The sequence below is a fragment of the Providencia sp. PROV061 genome (assembly GCF_011045655.1).
GTDB classification, from domain to species: domain Bacteria; phylum Pseudomonadota; class Gammaproteobacteria; order Enterobacterales; family Enterobacteriaceae; genus Providencia; species Providencia hangzhouensis.
The window spans coordinates 682,879-703,141 of record NZ_CP042861.1 but is presented as its reverse complement, the minus strand read 5'-3'; the positions used below and the strand labels follow the sequence as shown (position 1 = coordinate 703,141).

Genomic DNA, 20,263 nt, shown 5'->3' with positions numbered 1-20,263 from the left:
TCAATGCTTTTTTATTCCACCCCCTATAAATTAACACTTATTTTACAAAATAAAAACTTACGAAAATAGATAAATAAAATGAATATCTTCGGGCTCTAATGCAAATAATTCAGGATCAGGTTGTGCAATTAAGGTGCAGCCTAGGTGTTGATAAAAATGCACTGTATTTTCTGAAGGCGTCGCAGAAATATATAAGCCCTTTGCCCCTTTTTGCATCGCCATTTCAGCGCATTGTTGGAATAACATCCCTGCTAAACCTTGGCCACGGTACGAGTGGCTCACATGCAGGAAAGATAATTGCAGTAAATTTTTTTGCTCACCGCGCCACACATTATCTAAACTTGCGGCAGCAATTAGCTTGCCCTGCTCAAAAACCCCAAGAAATATCGCCCCTTGGTCATAACTTTCCAACAAGTGAGGGGTATAGGCTTCAGGTTCACCTTCTGGCCAACCTTTCATATCAAACCGTTGTTTGGATAGCACCAATTCGCCATTTTGATACAGATAAAGGTTTTCAATTAATTCAGTGCGGTCGATAGACCAAACAGATGGGATTTCATCTCGTTGTAGTTCGCGAACTTCTCTCATTATGCCATTCTCATTATTTGTGCCTATGAAGAAGCACATTTATTGTTATCAGATGATTCAATTTCTCAAGATAACGGATAAAAAAAGAAGTGCAAATATTTAGTAAGTTTATTGAGGAACGGTTGAAAAATAAGAAGAAAATATACTAGAAAATAAAAAAATCCCCCGCAACATCCTATTGCGGAGAATTTTCACTACAGGGTTGGTTTATTGCTTCAATCCCATTGCATCGCGCATGGTAAAGAACAAATCAGTTTGGTCAGTTAGACCCATTACATTTGCCGCATGTGGGCCATAAGCCGCCACACGTAACTGAGCACCGGTGTGCTCTTGAGAATCATCTTCTTCAGAGTTACCGTAATTTACCACCATCACAGAGCCGTCTTTAGTAATCAACGCTTGCGTTAAGCCCGTTGATTTTGTTCCTTCTGGAATAATTTGGCTTGAATGTGAATGGTCAGCAGTCACGATAACTAATGTATCACCATGTTTTTTAGCGAAATCTAAGCCGACTTGTACAGCTTGGTCGAGAGCAACAGTTTCACCAATTTGGCCACATGGGTTTGCTTTATGGTCTTGCTTATCGATAGAGGCACTTTCAACCTGCAAAAAGAAACCATTTGGATTGACTTCTAACAGCTCAATCGCTTTTTTCGTCATTTGAGCCAATGTTGGTGCATTAGGGTCTAACTTCGCATTCGGTTTACATTCCAATGGCGCATTGTTGATATTACCGTAGTGAACCGCTTTCGGGCCTTCCCATGCAACGGTCATGTTACCATCATGGAATAATCCCAGAACGGGTTTATCTTGATTTGCGACTTTGATGCTATCTAATGTTTTAGCATCACGCACAATATTGTACCCACGCTCAATAGCCTGTTGTTCCAGAGTTTTGCCTTTGTAGTCACCCGCCTTTGCTTCTTGTTTGAAGCTCTTAGCGCCACCACCAAGCGTGACATCAGGACGAGTTACCAACAGTTGTTCTGAAATTGAACCACGACCGCCATTTTCTAGCGCGTTAGCCGCACATTTTTCTGTTGTTTCCTCAGGGCCATAACATTTACGCGCACTCACATGCGAAAATTGCGCGGCAGGCGTTGCATCTTGAATCTCGGAAGTTGTGACGTTACCCGTCGCTTTACCATTACGTTTAGCTATCTCAATTAATGTTTCATGATCATTACCAAATACATCAATCCCTAATGCACCATTGTAGGTTTTCACACCGGAAGACCACGCGGTGGCAGACGCCGCAGAGTCAGTTACATAGTCGGGTTTTTGTGTTTTTTTATCTAACGCATAATGGGTATATTGGCCTGTGATTGGCAAGGCATCGATACCTTTAAAGAACCCTGAAGCGCCTTCTGCATAGTTACGAGCAACAGTAATCTCAGAGTCACCCATACCATCACCAATAAATAAAATCACATTTTTGGCTTGGCCATTGTGAAGTGCGGCTTTCATGATATCAGTTTGCTCTGTCGCTAAACGACGCGCACCACCAAATTTGGTAATATCACCTTGAGCCGCACGGTTTTCTGACACCGCATCATTTTTATCAGCCGCGTAGGCAGGGACTGTACTCCCTAAAATTAAAGCACTTACCGTGACAGCTAAAAGGGATTTCATAAAATTACCAGTCATAACTGTTTCCTTGCCAATCAATAATGAAAAGAGAAGATGTATATTTCAAATAATGAAAGGCATGCTAAAGGAGCCAGATGACAGTTGAATGACGCTTTTATGGCGAAATGAAGACGTTAGTCATAAATGTAAAAAAGCAGCTAAATATAAGCTGCTTTTTGTAAATGAGCATTAGGGCTATTTACCATTGTGACGCAAGTTGGTTTGTTCCCTCATAAAGCGTTTCACACCAAGAAACGTAGTCGTGCCCGCTAGGGAGTTCAATGGCATCAACTTGATAACCTTTATGTTTTAGAACATCGAATAACCGATAGTGGTTTTGAATAATTCCCCCCCAACTACCACGTTGTTCAAAAAGGCCAGCCTCAAGGAAAAAACGGATCGGTTGTGTTGGCATCATTTCGATTTCACGAATCAACCATTCAGGGTCTTTATCCTTCGGAGCCCACCAATAAGATCCTGACATGCTAATGACATTACCGAAAACTTCAGGATGCTGTAACGCATTCCATGCCGCCCCAAGCCCTCCATAACTGGAACCCGCAATAATCGTATGGCTTGCAGGTGCTTGAATTCCCATTTCCGCGAGTTGGGGCATAAGTTCATCCGCCAGCAACTTAGGAAAGGCATCATTAGGAGGAAGCTCATCACCACGACGCGCTGAATTGATGCTATCCACAAATACAATATTCATAGCAGGAAAATTCCCCTGATTTATCCACTTATCAAAAAATTTCTCCATCTGATAGTCTTTCAGGTAAATTTGCCCATCTAATAACACCAATAGCGCCGGAGCTTCCATTGGTATATTAGGCTGATAAACCGTTATTTTTCTTTCGTTTTTTAATACCTGGCTCGTCAACGTAAATGTCTCTAAACGGCCTTTAATCTGCCTGTTTTCTACATCAGGGAAGTGACATTGGCGTATGTTCGGTACCAATGATAACAACGAAAAACGGTTATATTTATCTACGCGTTGCGAAGGAATAACATGAGAATTATAAGGATCAGACTGCGCTGTGACTAAAATCGCTTTACGTTGAGCAAAGCCGCCCTCAGGCACAGAAGGTATATCCGGTGCAATTTTATATTGTGATAACGTATCATTAGGAATGATAAAAGAACGATACCAAATATCCGTTCCCGCCAAGTGGGCCATTCTTTCGTGATTACCTGACGGCGCCCCTAGAATATAGGCATTTGCTTTCGCGCCACGCCAAAGAAATGTCACGCGTTTTTGTCGATTTGAAAACGCCTCAACCAGTGGTGTTCCTTGGGCGGTGACAGCTTGCCAAAATGCGCTTGTATCACCATTTTGGTAATGTTCATCAAGCAAACTTTGTAGCATCGGGCTAATAGGTTCATCATCTTTTTTAATGGCTAAAGGCTGGTACTGGCTGATATCAAACTTTAATTGCCAAGGTTTACCCGGCTCACCATTCAACGCTAAATAATAAACCCCATTTTCTGATACTACATAATCCGCGCTATGGGGCTCTTGTACTGAACCATACTCTTGCAATGCACGCACTGGCTGCTTATTGGAATCCAATAACAGGACCTTGGAAAGACCTTCACCACGTTGTTTTATAAAATCTTGCTGTGATACTTCAAAAGATAAGCAACTATGACCTTCGCTATCATGCACCCCTTCAGCAAAGGAAAGCTCAGATAAACGTATGCAGTCAGAATGCGTTGCCATTGCAGCAGATGACAACAACATACAACCTAAAAGAGGCAAAGATTTCACATCAAATTCCAGCGAGTCAATTGATAATAATTATTACTATCAAAAAACTCTTTTAAACTCAATGGCTCACAGCACGTTTTTCCACCAGTTGGTTAATTAACTGCAGCGCACTCAATAAATAATAACGTTGTTTTTGTATTAATCTCAAATAACGACGAGTCGCTGGGATGCGGCTCACCATTTCTGATGCCGTATAAGGCTCAATTTCACAACGCCAACGGCCACCGCTAAACTCTATCTTGCAATGATTAAATTCCAGCTCTTCTAATGTTTGCCGAATAACGGGGTATTCATTCAACCACTCGATAACTTTATGACCATCCATTTGTTTCGATACAAAATGGATATGTTTTTTCTTTATACTCCCACGGGTTTTTACTTCAATTGTTGCATTGATATTATCAGCGCACTTGCCAGATACCGCAAAGCGGCTATATACGATAAAAGCGAGAAACAATTTTCTTGGTCGCTCAGTCACTTCAATGGTTAACTCAGGCTCAGGCTGTACAAGGAGCACTCCGGGTGCTCCCCATTCACATGGATAAGGTGCCATGTCCTTTTCAACACGGTTAAGTGTCAATCCTGTTTGATATCCGGCAGGCAAACGTTGCTGAGTGAGCTTACCGATTCTTTCCCACAAAGATGGTTTAGGCGAGGTTACGTAATGGCTCAAGTTGGCCTCCTTCCATTTCTTCATCAGCAAAGGAATTCGATAAAACGGATTCAACATCTACAGGTTTAAATGGGTTAACTTTCTGTACGAAAACAGTCCAAATTAATGCATATCCTGCTGTTAAACCTAACATAATGGCAAAGGGAATATAGACATCCGACTTATTCATGCCAGGAGGAGTGATATACACAATAGCTAAAATAATTCCGACACTCGAAATAATTTGCGGTATAGGGAAAAAAGGCGAACGATAGGCACGATGTAAGTCAGGTCGACGAATGCGCAATAACACCACTGAAATCGTTACTAACAAGTAAGCCGTCCCCCAAGAACACACCGCCGCCAGTACCAATGGAATAATACGGTCAAGGTCACCTTGAATAGCAAAAGCATGCAAACATGGGATCATCACGGCGACTAAAATACCGAATACCGGGGTTTTGAAACGCGGGTGTAAATAAGCAAAAATGCGTGGTAATGCCCCATCAAGCGCCATTCCATAAAGAATACGCGGAACCGCTGCCATTAACGTATTAATGGTTGCTCCACCAGCCAATAATAATGCGACACCTATCCAATACTTCCCAAACTCGCCCATGACAATTTCAGCGAATGCAGGGATTGCCATCGGTGTTTCAAGTAAGCGTGTGCCTGTTTGCGGGTCAACGACCACATTTTCCACTTGGTTCGCTAGAGCTGCACCGAATAACACCATACAGAGTGCGACGCAGAATAAACCCGTGGTCATCGCGCGAGGGATCACTTTGGCAGAATTTTTAATTTCAGGCGCCATTGGAGTAACGAGTTCACAACCAACAAACATGAACATTGCCATCCCCACAAAACTAAGGATGAGCGTTGGATCCGTATTGAGTGGCTGACCAAACCAGCCGTCCATATCGACATGAAACGGCAACATCAAACCGCTCACACTAAAAATCACTAACGTAGACCACATGGCGAATGTTAGTACAACCTCGACCTTACCAAAGGCTTCAATACCAAATGCATTTAAAATCCCAAACGTGACAACTAATCCCACGCCAACCATCCAAGATGAATTTCTGGTCTCTAGGACAGTATTGAGATGCTCAAAGTTAACGAGCGCCATAATTCCTGAAAGGATCGTTTCGGCAGTTCCTGCAAACACATGCACAATCAAATAAGCCGAAAGTGCGCCAGTTATCGCCCAAAAACGCCCCATTCCACACGATATATAGTCATATACCGACCCTGAAGTTGGTAGAATAGCCGCAGCCTCCGAAAATGTGGTTAGCTGAGCTTGCATCATAATGAAGCTGAATAACACCGCTAGGGCGAATGTATCACCACCAATACCGAATCCACTCGTAACGGTTAAAATAACGGGGCTAGCCATAATCAAGCCGGCAGAACTCGCCAATGTGGTCGGAAAGCCAACTTTCCCTTTTTCTAAATGTGTCGACAATTTTGAGGATAAATTCATTTTACATCCCTCTCACTCTCTACCCAGTCATGAATGTGAATTTTTTGTAAAAACAAAGTAACTACATATCCACTATAGAAATAAGCCTAAACAGGCTGCTATCGTCCTAAAGAACGATACCTAGAGAGAGGGGAAATAAAATGCAACTCGCGAAAAGTACCCATATTCTGAAGGGCAAAAAAAATAATCAAAGTAATATCAATATGTAGCAAATAAATTACTCATTAATATATTAATAAACAACTCCCTAAAGATACCAAAAAGCACCAAATCAATATTTATGGGGTTTTCATCAGTTTTAAATACTGTTATCAACTTCACGTTATTAATATGTTTATTTTATGTTAACCGCATTAAGAGGCATGATAATAATTCGATTAATACGCAAGGGAATATGATGACTTCACCATTATTCGAGCCTCATCAACAAACATTAATTGATTGCTGCCTAAATACCATTGCTCATATTATTCCGGTTTCCGCATTGGTGTATTACCTCGTGAATGATCATTGCCAGCCAGATAACTACGTTCTTCATGGGATCTCAGCAAAAATGCACGAAGAATATCTCACTTATTTTCACCAATTAGACCCTTTGCACCCTGACCATTTTCGCAGTGATGACTTACGCTTAGTGAGAATGGATTCTGAAATACGCCAGCAAAATCAGGCTTTTTTCCATGATTTTATGCAGCCAAATAACATGGCTGATATGGCAGAAATATTTATTCGCCGTAAAAATAAAATTATTGCGGGGATTTCGGTGCTGCGAGACAGCCCATTTAGCCAGCAAGAAATCATGCGATTAAATGCTATCTTGCCTGTCGCTGAACTAATGACATTCGATGTGTTACCCGACTCGCTAGTGTCTTATACCCCTAAAGAACAAGAAATCATCCATTTAGTACGGGAAGGCGCAAGTAATAAGCGAATTGCATTATTATTGGGAGTTTCACTATCAACAGTGAAGACTCACTTACGCAATATCTTCACTAAAGCGAATGTGACGAACCGAACCGAGCTTGTATCATCAGGGTTTATCATTCGCCAAGAAAAGCTCTAATTTGTTTAACGACCACCTACGGCATCTATTTTCATCGCTTTTTCGACAATTAATCATTATCAACCTTCTTCATAACTCACGCTTTTACTTTTCCTGTATTGAAATACAAAAAAAACCGGCACGATGGCCGGGAAATGTTGATTAATTAAATATAAATCGAACACTAATAACGCACCATGACAGATTTTAACTCTGTGTAATACTCAATAAAGGTACTACCAAATTCACGGCCAATACCCGATGACTTAACACCACCAAATGGGACTGCTGGGTCAAGGAAGGTATGCATATTCACCCATACGGTTCCCGCTTCAATGCGTGAAATCATACGCATCGCTTTACTGAGATCATTTGTCCATAAACTCGCAGCTAAACCAAATGGAGTGCTATTCATCATCTCAATAAGTTCTTCTTCATCATCGTAGCTTAAGAAAGTCCCTATTGGCCCAAATGTTTCCTCTTTCATCAATACATCATTTGGGCTATTAGCACGAATAATGGTTGGAGGCACAAAATACCCAGCACCTGCAATGGGCTGACCACCATAAATAATTTCACTGCCATCTTGGCGAGCTTTTTCAAACAGACCTAAGATTTTTTCATAGTGCGCTTTATTTGCCAGCGGCCCCATTTCGGTTGTTTCATCTAATGGAGAACCCACTTTCATCGCAGACAAACGTGTTTTTAGTTCCGCTAATACTTCATCCATCAATTTAGAGGGAATATAGAACCGCTCAGCAGCCGCACAAATTTGTCCTTGATTTAGATATCCCGCTTCAATAATCCCATTAACAATTTTTTCAACCGGTAGGTCAGCTAAGAATGCAGCGCCGTTTTTCCCACCAAGTTCAAGTGTGACTCGGGTTAATTTACCTTCCATCGCTGAGCGCCCTACCGCCAGACCTGTTGGTACTGAACCCGTAAATGTCACTTTAGAACAAAGTGGATGATGAATCAGTGCAGGCCCAACTTCACGACCACCACCATTCACGATATTAATTACACCGTCAGGTACCCCTGCCTCTTTTGCTAATTCCACCACCCTTAGCATAGTTAGCGGGGTAAATTCACTTGGTTTCAACACAATCGTGCAACCGCATGTTAAAGCGGCAGCTAATTTCCAAATGGAAATCATGATCGAAAAATTCCAAGGAATGATACCGGCGACAACGCCAACGGGTTCACGCTGAGTAAATGCAGAATATTTCTCACCATTAAAAGAAGGCAATGAGACATTCAATGTCTCTCCACTGATTTTTGTCGCCCAACCGGCAAAATAACGCAAGAACTGGGCAGATGAGCCCACTTCAAGAAAACGAGATAATTGAATGGTTTTACCTGAACATAACGTCTCTAGCTGGGCTAATTCTTCAAGGTGTTTTTCAAGTAGGTCAGCAAGGCGGTTTAAGCAATTCCCTCTTTCCATTGGTGTGGTATTTGCCCAAACCCCTTTAAATGCAGTATGAGCCGCATCCATTGCGGCATCAACTTCGGCTAAAGTCCCTTCTTTTACTTTAGCAATAACCTGTTCAGTGGCAGGGTTAACAACATCAAAAAAAGTATCGCCCTTGCCAGAAACCGGTAACCCGTTGATAAAATGGCCGTGTTGACGCTTCAAGAACTCGCTGACTTCTGGTAATAGGGTTAACTCACTCATTGTTATCACTCCACTCAATAGAAACTAATTAGGCATTTACACAAGCTAGGTAATGTTTTACGAAGCGTGGTGCATCAATTTCCCATAAAACTTCGGTACCTTTCGCAGCAAACCATGTATCACCTTTATGGTATTCAACCGTCACACCTGTTTTCACATCCGTTAACTTCACCGAACCTTCATGGACTGTCGCCATTTCATCAAATGGATACACCATCTTGAACTTACCTTTAGTGCAAGCAAAAATACCACAGGTTAGATTATCCGTTGGTTCACCGTGGATCATCGCAACACTCGCTTGAGGGTCGCCTTCAACAACCACAGAACCTAAATTTGTCACGCTACCAATATTTAATAGTTCTGGCAGTGGTTTGTTTAACAGTAATGGACTAATCATAATTTTTTTACCTTTAATCGATTTAAATAAACTAGTTAGGCGGATAACGAATTAACGGCGACCTTGCCAATAACCGGATGTTTGATGCATTATTTTTGCCAGTGAAACAATCACATTACGCATGCTATCTTTACCAATAATATTGGCGTGCGGGATAGAACTCATTAAGTCATAACGATGAGAACCTTCTACCATCCCTTCAGCCAGGACTTTGCACACAATCTGGCTAGGCGTAACACCAAAACCTGAATAGCCCTGCGCATAAAACACATTTTTATGTTGTGGTAATGAACCAATTTGTGGAAATAAATTTGCACTACATGCCATTGGTCCACCCCAAGCTAATTCAATTTTGACATCTTTGAGATAGGGAAAGACTTTTAGCATTAGGTTACGATTCCATGCTTTAAGGTCAGATGGAATGTATTCAAGAAAATGCGTTGAACTGCCGAATAAGAGGCGATTTTCATTCGTCACTCGGTAGTAATCAATAACTGGACGAATATCACTATAAGCACCACGGATTGGGCTAATTTGCTCGATCAATTCATCAGGCAGCTCTTCCGTCATTAATTGATATGCATAAGTATTAATGGTCTTAGGGTAAATCGTCGGCTCAAGGCCATTTAAAAATGAATCACAAGCCCACAGCATTTTTTGTGCTTTGACCGTTCCCATCGCAGTTCTAACCTTGATGGTATTACCATACTCAACATTTAATACTTGACTATTCTCAAATATTTTAGCGCCATATATTTCACTAACCGCTTTCGCTTCACCTAACAATAAGTTCAATGAATGTACATGCCCACCGCCCATGTGTTTGATACCACAGGTATAAGCATCAGAACCAATAATCTGTTTTAGTTCTGAGCCACTGTAAAACTCAATTTCTTCCTCAGGATCGACAGACTTGAAATCTTTTAGCCAACTACGCAAAGTCTTTTCTTGGCGCTTATTGCTTCCTAAGTATGCATAACCACGGCAAAAGTCTGCATCAATATCATATTTAGCGATGCGATCACGCATGATCCCTGCGCCCATATTACTGAGTTTAAAAATTGTTTCTAAACCCTCTGGCCCGACATATTTTTTAATTGCATCGATATCATGACCAATACCCGCCATCACTTGGCCGCCATTACGCCCTGAGCCACCGTAGCCAAGATGCCGTCCTTCCAAAATAGCGATATTGGTAATCCCTTTCTCACACAACTCAAGTGCGGTATGGATCCCAGAAAAGCCGCCACCAATAATCACGACGTCAACATCAAGATCTTCCTTTAATGTAGGAAAACGTAAGTCATATTTCTTAGTCGCAGCATAGTAAGTCAATGATTCTACTTGGTTATTCATTATGGATACCCTGTTTAGTATCTTTCGATAACCTGATTATCTTAACCTTACATTAACAATTACATATCCCTTTAGGGACATTCGAAACATAAAGTTAACAATTGTGATGCAAGTAGAATATTTAAATAATAATAAAATTTACAAAATCAAAAAATATAAGATTATAAACAATTAGTTATACAAATATTACCATATTAATAATGATGATTATTAATTGAATTTAAGTTTATTAAGGTCATCTAGACAAAAACAAAAAAATAACGCAGCAATAAAAAAGATAACAGCCATAAAACACTTTTAAATCATTAGGTTAAAATAAATATAAAAGCATATTATACTTAGCTTAACCTATTAATTAATAAGTTAAACAATTCAACCTGTGAATTAATACTTAATTTTTGATAGATATTCTTACGGTGATTTTTCACTGTCCCTAAACTGATGAAAAGTGCCTGTGCAATTTGTGGTGAACCTTTACCCGCTAAGATTAATTCGACAACTTCACACTCTCTCGGTGTTAACCCAAATCGTGTTTGCATGTCTGTATTTTGGTAGTGATTCGACACCGAAGAAGGAGAAACATCTTTATGAAGTTTGACCATGCTACGAATGATATCGAAGGCGTCTTTAAGTGGCGCTTGCGTATATTTTTCCGAGAAAAAAGGCCTATCTTCATTACCAAAAAAAATACCTAACTGCCTATTAGTTGAAATATCTAACAGCAACCCTGCCTCATCGCACCACCCTGTTTTACGATAAAAATTGAGATAATAGTCCGTATGATAAAATCCTTTAGGTGCGAGTTCTTTTAGTGTTAATACTTTAGAAGCCCCGCCTTTTTGGATTTCTTGGTAGAATGGGTCCATTAAATAAGCACCTCGTTGATAGATTCTGTTAATACTATCGCTATTACGGCGCTCTACTTTGGAAAGAAATCGAGGTGGAGCTCCTTTTTCAAAGGAGTAAACAATCGCATTATCGAATGCAATAAGTGAAGACAACCATGATAATAAATTAGGATAAAACTGATTAGTTGCAACAGAATCAATAACATCAGGTAATCTTTCTAGATAGTTCTCCATTCTGCCTCCTCAATCATTAAGTCGTTAATAAAACCATCTGGGCGGTTTCATTTATATTGCTTAAAACTACATAAAGAACACATTATCTTTATAAACTCAACACGATTGTTATTAATATGTTAATCACATCACTCTCCATTAGTAACCCTAATGAATAATTTCATTACATTAGTATTCATAAAAATAGAACTTACATCACATAAAAATAAATATATCCATATATTATGTCAATTAAACGTAAATAACCTAATAAATGGAGAAATAATGTCTAACAATAAAATTATTATCGATTGTGACCCCGGCCACGATGATGCAATGGCAATTTTCTTAGCATTAGGCAATTCAAATATAGAGTTACTTGCGGTAACTACAGTCGTCGGAAACCAAACATTAGATAAAGTTACTCATAACGCACGCGCAATTATGGAATTCGTTAGTGCAAATGATATCCCTATCGCCGCAGGTTGCTCTAGGCCACTAGTGAGAACAATACAGACTGCGCCAGAAGTTCATGGTACAACAGGCCTTGACGGTACTCATCTCCCCGATCCCAAGCTCCCTATTGATCAGCGCCATGCTGTTGACCTAATTATTGATACACTCAAATCACATCCGCCTAAAACAATTACTCTCGTTCCTATTGGTGGGCTAACAAATATTGCTTTGGCAGTGAGAAAAGCACCTGAAATTGTAGAATTAGTAAAAGAAGTTGTTTTAATGGGAGGAGGCTACCATACAGGCAATCGAACTGCAGTCGCTGAATTCAATATCCTTATAGACCCTGAGGCTGCTCATATCGTGTTTAATGAAACTTGGCCTATCACTATGATTGGGTTAGATCTTACACATCAAGCAAGGCCAGACGACCAAATAATGGAAACAATTGCAGCGTTAAATACACCTGTAAGTGATTTTGTTGTTGAATCCCTAAATTACTACACTGCAGGTTACCGCAGACGTAATGGCTATACTAACCATGCCCCTGTCCACGACCTATGTGCTGTTGCTTATGTTATCGACCCATCCATAATGGAAACGATTAAAGCTCCGATTGATATCGAACTGCAAGGTGCTTTAACAACGGGTATGACGGTGACTGACTTTCGCCACCCCGCTAAAGCAGATTGCCACACGCAAGTCGCTACAAAGTTAGATAACCCAAAGTTATGGGATATGTTTATTGCTTCTCTAAAGCAATTAGCAAAATAGAAACAAAAAAGGTAGCCTATAAAAATAGCTACCTTTTCAGTAAATTATGATTTGATAATTTCTTTTAGTTTTGTGTAACGTCTAATTAATCGCCATTTTAATTTTACTGTAGTTGCATGCGCCCACACAATTTGCCAATAACCTTTATCAAAAAATAGTTGTACCATTTCCTTCTGTACATCTGGTGATTTGATGGCTAATAGCGCTTGAATCACCCCTAAGCCTTCCTTTCCTACCTGCCATAAACAAGCAGGGGCTTGTTTAACTTGTTCAGGATAACGCTGGTAAATATTTAACAGCATATCAATAATCTTCAAATAGGTTTTTATCTTACGGACTGAGCGCTCATCACCACTCAATGAGTGTGAAACAGATTGGTTATGGATTAAATATCGATAGTATTGTTCATTAATAAATTGCACGCGCTTTGCTACGAGCAACACTTCTGTTGTCCAAGGAATGTCTTGGTGATGTAATTTGGGCTCAAAGAAAAATTTGTGTTGGCGCAACATGTCTAAACGATATAAATTCAGCCAAGTTACATGCAAAAACTTGCGTGAACTTAAGCCAATTTCAAGCCACTCAGGGCCTGAAATCACCCCAGTTGACGGGACTTTATTCGGTGGGAAAATTGCCTTTGGAGCATCGCCATTAGTATAAACATAAGTCCCATTACAAGTTGCAACATCGAGGTCATTTGATAATGCGATTTCTAATAAACGCCCATACATTTGTGGGCTAATTTCATCATCAATATCAGGAAATGTAATGTATTTTCCCGTAGCCTCAGCCATCCCCGTATTACGAGCAACTGAGACACCTTGGTTTTCTTGATAAAGCACTTTCAAATGTACAAATTTATCTGCATAAGACTTAATGATATCTTCACTTTTATCTTTAGAGCCGTCATTTACAACGATCAGCTCCCAATTTTCTAACTTTTGCGCAATTAAGCTATCAAAAAACTGAGGTAAAAATTTTTCACCATTATATACAGCAACGACAATACTCAAAACTGGCTGAGAAGACATGTATTAACCCTATACCTATCTATTAAAATTTATTTATAAACTAAATAATTAAACCGAATATAAAGTAAAATAGCAGATAGCAATATGTTACTTTACTAAAATTAATAAGTTAGAAAAGAAAAAACCATATTGGTTCCACTGTCATAAAAATTTAATAATTCAAAATTCAGACTTATCAGTTGCAGTGGAATTATCTTATTTGTACATATGGTTTATGTTGTAGTGAACTAATTATCCATTAACTGACCTAATAAACATTAATGACACCTTAAAAAATATTGAGGATAACCCTGTGGCTGGAAGTAGCTTACTCACATTACTTGATGATATTGCCGCTGTACTAGACGATGTTTCCGTCATGACGAAAATGGCTGCCAAAAAAACCTCTGGGGTTTTAGGTGATGACCTCGCGCTAAACGCCCAGCAAGTCACAGGTGTTCGTGCAGATAGAGAGATTCCTGTTGTTTGGTCCGTTGCTAAAGGGTCATTTATTAATAAATTAATACTTGTTCCTTTAGCATTATTAATCAGTGCCTTTCTTCCTTGGGCTATCACACCACTACTTATGATTGGTGGAGCCTACCTTTGTTTTGAAGGCGCAGAAAAAATCACTCATAAGCTCTTGCATTCTAACGTAAAAGATACTGTTTCCCAAAATCAATTACAGTTATCAGAAGAACAACTTAAGGAATTTGAAAGTAAAAAAATTAAAGGGGCTATTCGTACTGATTTTGTTTTATCAGCCGAAATTATTGCCATCACACTAGGTATTGTTTCCACTACCACTTTTATCAACCAAGTGGCCGTACTCTCTATCATTGCTATCGTAATGACTATCGGTGTATATGGCTTAGTTGCAGGGATTGTCAAATTAGATGACTTAGGCTTTTATTTACAGAAAAAAACCTCTTCTTTATTAAAAAAATGTGGTAATTCATTAATTTATGCCACTCCTTATCTGATGAAAACATTATCTGTTGTAGGGACTGCCGCGATGTTTATGGTCGGTGGTGGTATTCTAACCCACGGTATCAGCTATATTTCAGAATGGATCACCGAAATATCCTTTACAGCAACCTTAACGCCTATCATTGGCAGTACTATGCAGTTTATCTTACCAACTATAATTAATTTATTTTTTGGGCTAGTAACAGGCCTAATCCTTGTTGCGATAATCTCACTATTCAAAAAATTTAAAAAAGCTTAAAACAAAAAGGTAGCTCTATCGATTAGGGCTGCCTTTCTTTCTATCATTGATATGATTATCAAAGACACTTTCGATGTATATTATTTTACATATTGATTTACTTCGATATTTAAACTGATCTAAATCAAAAGAAACTCATCTTTAATTTACGCTATAATACGTAAACCTATTTCCAGTCAAACCAAATTTAATCTTATATATCAATAAATAAAAGCATAAAACTTAAAGAAAAATTTTATTTTTTATTATCTATATCGTTATAGATCCAGAAAATTACTACCAAAGTAGTATATTTAATATTCGACCCTTTATGAACAATACGAGAAATATGCATTTTAAGTTCGCTAGCGCTACTCTTTAAGGAAGTGACACATGCCCACACTGTATCGTCGATTTTCAATTATTAACCAAGTGATCGGCCTTATGCTACTTATTGCGATCTTAGGAATTATTGGGATGACGATTTCCAATCGAATGATTTTAAGTGTGCAGGGTAACGCTCATGCAATAAATAAATCTGGTTCACTACGAATGCAGAGCTACAGATTGCTTTCTCTAGTCCCTTTAAATACCCAGAATCAGCGTTATCTCGATGCATTAGAATCTGACCTCATCAGCCCAGAGCTGACTCAAGTTGTAAAGATCGAAAATTTAACGCCTCAATTTGATGAACTCTACAATTATTGGTTACATATCTTAAAACCCTCATTAATGGAAGCAAATACACCTAACGATGCAAGATACGAAGTTATATCATTTGTAAGTAAACTAGATGAATTAGTTCATAACATTGATGAGAAAACGGAAAGAAAGATTGCTTATGTTGCCATGACACAACTGATTTTCATCAGTTTAGTATTCTTATTACTTATGGGAACTATCTGGCACCTGAGAAGAAAAATTTATTACCCATGGGTTAAATTATTATCAATGGTCAATGCGATTGGACGAAAAGATTTTAGCCAACGCTACCCTAAAAATAATAGGCAAGATGAATTAAATGCGCTAGGAGAAACTCTGAACCAGATGTCAGATGAATTAGCGCTAAGTTATCATCAGCTTGAAGAAAGAGTCGCAGAAAAAACTGCAGACTTAATCACAAAAAATAAGGTGTTATCTTATTTATATCAATCAAACCAAATCCTTCATTCCTCGGATCCCCTCTACTTGCGATTACAAAAAGTTCTTATTGAACTAGAAAACATTACCATACTCAAAAATCTGAGTTTACGGTTGTATGAAGAAAGCAATGAAGCATATTTTCATGAAATATGCTGCCATTCAACCGGGTTATCTGAAGCGAATACAAAGCAACTAAAACAACAAGTCACAACCGAGAAACCTCTTAGCTTGCAATGGGATTTATCAGACAATATGCATCGTTATGGCATTATTATTGGTGAGATTGAAGATAATCAAATACTTTCAGATGAACAAAACAATCTCGTTTCTGTTTTAGCAAAACAAATTTCTGGCATGTTAGCAATGGAACACCAAATAGAACAACAGCAACAGTTGCTTATCATGGATGAACGTTCTGCTATTGCCAGAGAACTCCATGACTCTATCGCCCAGTCTCTATCTTGCTTGAAGATGCAAATTAGTTACCTGCAATTACAACCTGAACCATTACCAGAAAAGCCACAACAGTTGTTAACGGAAATGCGCAGCGAGATTAATACCGCATATAGTCAATTGAGAGAGCTATTAACCACATTTAGGCTTAAATTAACGGAGCCAGGTCTGCTCCCCTCATTAGAAAGTACCATTAATGAATTTAGCGAACGTATGGGGTATAAAATAGACTTAAATTACGACCTACCCGCAAAAAGTATTTCACCGCATCAATCTATTCATATTATACAAATAGTCCGAGAGGCATTAACCAATATTTTAAAACATGCTAATGCAAAATGGGCTGAGGTTTCATTAAACCAGTATGATGGTATTGTGACTATTATAATTACTGACGATGGTACAGGGATCACGTCAAATACTGATAAACTTAATCATTATGGGCTTATTATTATGAGAGAAAGAGCATTAAGCCTTAATGGCAACTGTTGTATTACACCTAGGCCTCAAGGTGGAACAGAGGTAAAAGTTACCTTCCCTTTATCTGACGCTTAACATACCGGAAAAATCATCTATGGAAAATACAAATATAGTGAACGAAAAATCAACCATTCTACTTATTGATGATCATCCGATGCTAAGAAATGGAGTCAAACAATTGATTAGTTTGGAACCTTCATTACAAGTTATCGGTGAAGCGGGAGATGGTAAAACAGGTATCCAAATCGCTGAAGAGCAAGATCCTGACCTTATCTTACTGGATCTCAACATGCCAGGCATGAATGGTTTTGAAACTCTTGATGAACTTAGGAAGCGAGAGTTGTCAGGTAGAATTATTCTTTTTACCGTTTCTAACTATAGTGATGATTTAGTCAATGCACTAAAAAGAGGTGCAGATGGTTATTTACTAAAAGATATGGAACCTGAAGAGCTTATCGTAGCCCTTAAAGAAGCAGCAAGCGGTAAGTTAGTTGTTAGCCCAACATTAGCATCTGTACTTGCTGAATCACTAAGAGATAACACCACACAGGATGACAATAATATTGCTTCATTGACACCAAGAGAAGCCGATATTTTAGAACTGATCTCTCAGGGTTTATCAAATAAAATGATAGCTCGTAAACTAGATATTGCAGAAAGCACAGTAAAAGTACATGTTAAACATTTACTTAAAAAACTCAATTTAAAATCAAGGGTCGAAGCTGCAGTTTGGGTTTTACAACAAAAATAATTTTATACTCGCAGCTATATAACCTTATGATAGCTGCGAGTAAAAAATAATTATGTTTATTAGTAAATAGCTCTAATATGCAAACTTATATTTTTAATTATACTAAACTACTGAAATCATTTTTATGAAGGAAAATAATATAAATGGAAGATGAATTAATTTTAGTAAATGAACATGATGAACCTATTGGTGTTATGCCTAAATTATTGGCGCATCAACTCGGTCATCTGCACCGAGCATTTTCAGTATTTATTTTTAATGAGCAAAACGAGCTACTGATTCAACAGAGAGCTCTTCATAAATATCATTCAGCTGGGCAATGGGCAAATTCTTGCTGTAGCCATCCTAAACCTAATGAAGATACTCAGAAAGCCGCTGAACGTAGACTTCAAGAGGAGCTAGGCTTTGCCACTCCATTAACGCATATAGGTTCCTTAATTTATAAAGCTGATGTTCAGGGAGGATTAATTGAACATGAGTATGACCATATCTTTATTGGACATTATAACAAGAATATCCAACCAAATAGAGAAGAAGTCTCATCTATAAGGTGGGTAAATATTACTCAATTAAAACAAGAGATCCTTCTTAATCCTGAAGCTTTCACACCGTGGTTTAAAAAAATATTGGAAGAATTTCCTTTATTAGATTTCAAATAAATATGTTTTATCATATTTTTATTTATAACTTAATTTTCTAATCTTGCATTTTAATTATAAAAATATTTATCTAAACCTAAAAATATTATAAAAAACACATTATAGATGAAAAATAATTTAATTAATTATTCTTAAATCATTAATTAATAATAGCACTAGTTTAATTTCAGGATAGAAGCATGATAAATTTGTTAATATTTAATATTTCACCACCTTCAATAATAAATATTATTCTTAACTTTAACTTATCAAATACATTCTATTTATCAGTAAAATTCCATTATATTATCCTATTTATATAATAAGTAATCATATAAAATTCACTACAACCTTGCTAACTATATTTTTTGATTCTTTTACCAGATATATCTAAATTACCAAATATGTTTTTAATTACCATAACAAGTGAGTTGTTACTCACTACTTTATATCTACTAAAAACATTCCCCATCTCTATACATTAGCAATAAATTACCTATTCTATGGTATACAATGCTATGTATTTAAACGTCCAACTCCCCGTCACTAGTGAGCTGTTACTCACTACTTTATATCTGCTAGAGACATTCCTCATTTCAATACATTAACAATAAATTACCTATTCTATGGTATACAATGCTATGTATTTAAACGTCCAACTCCCCATCACTAGTGAGCTGTTACTCACTACTTTATATCTGCTAGAGACATTCCCCATTTCAATACATTAACAATAAATTACCTATTCTATGGTATACAATGCTATGTATTTAAACGTCCAACTCCCCATCACTAGTGAGCTGTTACTCACTAACTTTGCATTTAATATATCCGTTCATTACACCAATACAACCGCTTCTCCACCATTGCTTCTCCTACCCCTGTCATCCCACCATCGCCAACAGCCACCGCCCTTTCAACAAGTGAGTTGTTACTTACTACTTTGACTCAAGCGATGTCATTCATCACCATGATGGGGAAACACCCTATCCACAGTACTCTCGTGATATTCTTAAAATTCCGCTACCCTAAACAATCTGTGAGTTGTTACTCACTCTTTGCATCCACAATATCCATTCAGCGCACCAATACAACCGCTCCCCCTCCATTACTTCTCCTAACTCCTGCCATCTCACCATCACTAGCAGCCAACATCCCTTTCAACAAGTGAGTTGTTACTGACTACTTTGACTCAAGCGGTATCATTCATCACCGTGATGGGGAAACTCCCAATCCACAATATTTATTTGATTTTATTAAAATTCCGCTACCCTAAACAACCTGTGAGCTGTTACTCACTACTTTGCATCACACACGCTCATTAATGATGGTGATAGATAGAGGGGAGCCCCAAGAGTAGCTAAAAAAGATGAAGAGATGTGTAATACATCGTCTAATGAGAAAGTAAGCGATAAAAAGGGAATTAAAATTAGGGAGTAAAGCATTAAGGAACTGAGGAACTAAAGCTTAGGCCCCCCTCCTAATCTCAACACCCACTGTTTTTCTTTTTTTCTCCAAACGCAAAAAAGCCACCCAATGGGTGGCTTTCTCACTAATTTAATGTCTGGCAGTTCCCTACTCTCACATGGGGAGACCCCACACTACCATCGGCGCTACGGCGTTTCACTGCTGAGTTCGGCATGGGGTCAGGTGGGACCACCGCGCTATTGCCGCCAGACAAATTCTGTTTCGTT

16 protein-coding genes and 1 rRNA gene are annotated in these 20,263 nt (G+C 38.4%); 6 read left to right on the top strand and 11 right to left on the bottom strand.

The genetic code is table 11. The features are described 5' to 3' along the window. Window positions 1-57 precede the first annotated feature (57 nt). The 5 genes from FVA72_RS03120 to FVA72_RS03100 all read right to left on the bottom strand — a co-directional run bounded on the left by FVA72_RS03120 (window position 58) and on the right by FVA72_RS03100 (window position 6,123). On the bottom strand, window positions 58-588 hold the full coding sequence (locus tag FVA72_RS03120; RefSeq protein WP_110592449.1) for a GNAT family N-acetyltransferase: 531 nt from the start codon (window positions 586-588) through the stop codon (window positions 58-60). A 207-nt stretch (window positions 589-795) separates the two neighbouring features. Further along, window positions 796-2,235: an alkaline phosphatase gene (gene phoA / locus FVA72_RS03115; RefSeq protein WP_110592450.1), complete on the bottom strand. Its 1,440-nt coding sequence runs from the start codon at window positions 2,233-2,235 to the stop codon at window positions 796-798. A gap of 181 nt (window positions 2,236-2,416) precedes the next feature. After that, window positions 2,417-3,985 carry an alpha/beta hydrolase-fold protein gene (locus tag FVA72_RS03110; RefSeq protein ID WP_243154734.1) on the bottom strand — a complete coding sequence of 523 codons (1,569 nt, stop codon included), beginning with the start codon at window positions 3,983-3,985 and terminating at the stop codon, window positions 2,417-2,419. Window positions 3,986-4,043: 58 nt separating this feature from the next. Further along, the gene (locus FVA72_RS03105) at window positions 4,044-4,658 is read right to left on the bottom strand and encodes a DUF3156 family protein (protein ID WP_243154733.1); all 615 of its coding nucleotides are present in this window, start codon (window positions 4,656-4,658) and stop codon (window positions 4,044-4,046) included. Further along, complete coding sequence (locus tag FVA72_RS03100; protein ID WP_110592452.1) at window positions 4,633-6,123, bottom strand: APC family permease; 1,491 nt, start codon at window positions 6,121-6,123, stop codon at window positions 4,633-4,635. Before FVA72_RS03100 ends, FVA72_RS03105 begins: the two co-directional genes overlap by 26 nt. Window positions 6,124-6,520: 397 nt before the next feature. Here FVA72_RS03100 and FVA72_RS03095 point away from each other — a divergent pair, with 397 nt between their 5' ends. Then, complete coding sequence (locus FVA72_RS03095) at window positions 6,521-7,186, top strand: helix-turn-helix transcriptional regulator (RefSeq protein WP_094962715.1); 666 nt, start codon at window positions 6,521-6,523, stop codon at window positions 7,184-7,186. 163 nt (window positions 7,187-7,349) lie between these two features. Here the strand turns inward: FVA72_RS03095 and FVA72_RS03090 are convergent, their stop codons facing one another. The 4 genes from FVA72_RS03090 to FVA72_RS03075 form a co-directional block, all read right to left on the bottom strand. Next, window positions 7,350-8,843, bottom strand: a complete 1,494-nt coding sequence (locus FVA72_RS03090) for an aldehyde dehydrogenase family protein (RefSeq protein WP_110592453.1) — start codon at window positions 8,841-8,843, stop codon at window positions 7,350-7,352. A 28-nt stretch (window positions 8,844-8,871) separates the two neighbouring features. Next, window positions 8,872-9,240, bottom strand: a complete 369-nt coding sequence (locus tag FVA72_RS03085) for a cupin domain-containing protein (RefSeq protein WP_094962713.1) — start codon at window positions 9,238-9,240, stop codon at window positions 8,872-8,874. Window positions 9,241-9,291: 51 nt separating this feature from the next. Further along, window positions 9,292-10,596 carry an NAD(P)/FAD-dependent oxidoreductase gene (locus FVA72_RS03080; RefSeq protein WP_004905784.1) on the bottom strand — a complete coding sequence of 435 codons (1,305 nt, stop codon included), beginning with the start codon at window positions 10,594-10,596 and terminating at the stop codon, window positions 9,292-9,294. A gap of 338 nt (window positions 10,597-10,934) precedes the next feature. Next, window positions 10,935-11,678, bottom strand: coding sequence for a helix-turn-helix transcriptional regulator (locus FVA72_RS03075; protein WP_110592454.1), 744 nt, complete (start codon window positions 11,676-11,678; stop codon window positions 10,935-10,937). 264 nt (window positions 11,679-11,942) lie between these two features. Between FVA72_RS03075 and FVA72_RS03070 the strand changes: the two genes are divergently transcribed. Next, complete coding sequence (locus FVA72_RS03070) at window positions 11,943-12,887, top strand: nucleoside hydrolase (protein WP_094962712.1); 945 nt, start codon at window positions 11,943-11,945, stop codon at window positions 12,885-12,887. A gap of 44 nt (window positions 12,888-12,931) precedes the next feature. Here FVA72_RS03070 and FVA72_RS03065 read toward each other — a convergent pair whose 3' ends face one another. After that, window positions 12,932-13,918, bottom strand: a complete 987-nt coding sequence (locus FVA72_RS03065) for a glycosyltransferase (RefSeq protein ID WP_096865187.1) — start codon at window positions 13,916-13,918, stop codon at window positions 12,932-12,934. A gap of 292 nt (window positions 13,919-14,210) precedes the next feature. Between FVA72_RS03065 and FVA72_RS03060 the strand changes: the two genes are divergently transcribed. The 4 genes from FVA72_RS03060 (at window position 14,211) to idi (ending at window position 18,590) form a co-directional block, all read left to right on the top strand. Next, window positions 14,211-15,125: a DUF808 domain-containing protein gene (locus FVA72_RS03060; RefSeq protein WP_110592455.1), complete on the top strand. Its 915-nt coding sequence runs from the start codon at window positions 14,211-14,213 to the stop codon at window positions 15,123-15,125. Window positions 15,126-15,497: 372 nt separating this feature from the next. Continuing rightward, on the top strand, window positions 15,498-17,255 hold the full coding sequence (gene narX / locus FVA72_RS03055) for a nitrate/nitrite two-component system sensor histidine kinase NarX (RefSeq protein WP_110592456.1): 1,758 nt from the start codon (window positions 15,498-15,500) through the stop codon (window positions 17,253-17,255). Between the two features lie 19 nt (window positions 17,256-17,274). Continuing rightward, window positions 17,275-17,931 (top strand): two-component system response regulator NarL, encoded by a 657-nt coding sequence (narL, locus tag FVA72_RS03050; RefSeq protein ID WP_004905790.1) that lies wholly within the window; start codon window positions 17,275-17,277, stop codon window positions 17,929-17,931. Between the two features lie 143 nt (window positions 17,932-18,074). After that, window positions 18,075-18,590, top strand: coding sequence for an isopentenyl-diphosphate Delta-isomerase (gene idi, locus FVA72_RS03045; protein WP_110592457.1), 516 nt, complete (start codon window positions 18,075-18,077; stop codon window positions 18,588-18,590). Window positions 18,591-20,131: 1,541 nt separating this feature from the next. Here the strand turns inward: idi and rrf are convergent. Continuing rightward, window positions 20,132-20,247, bottom strand: a 5S ribosomal RNA gene (gene rrf, locus FVA72_RS03040). Between the last annotated feature and the right edge of the window lie 16 nt (window positions 20,248-20,263).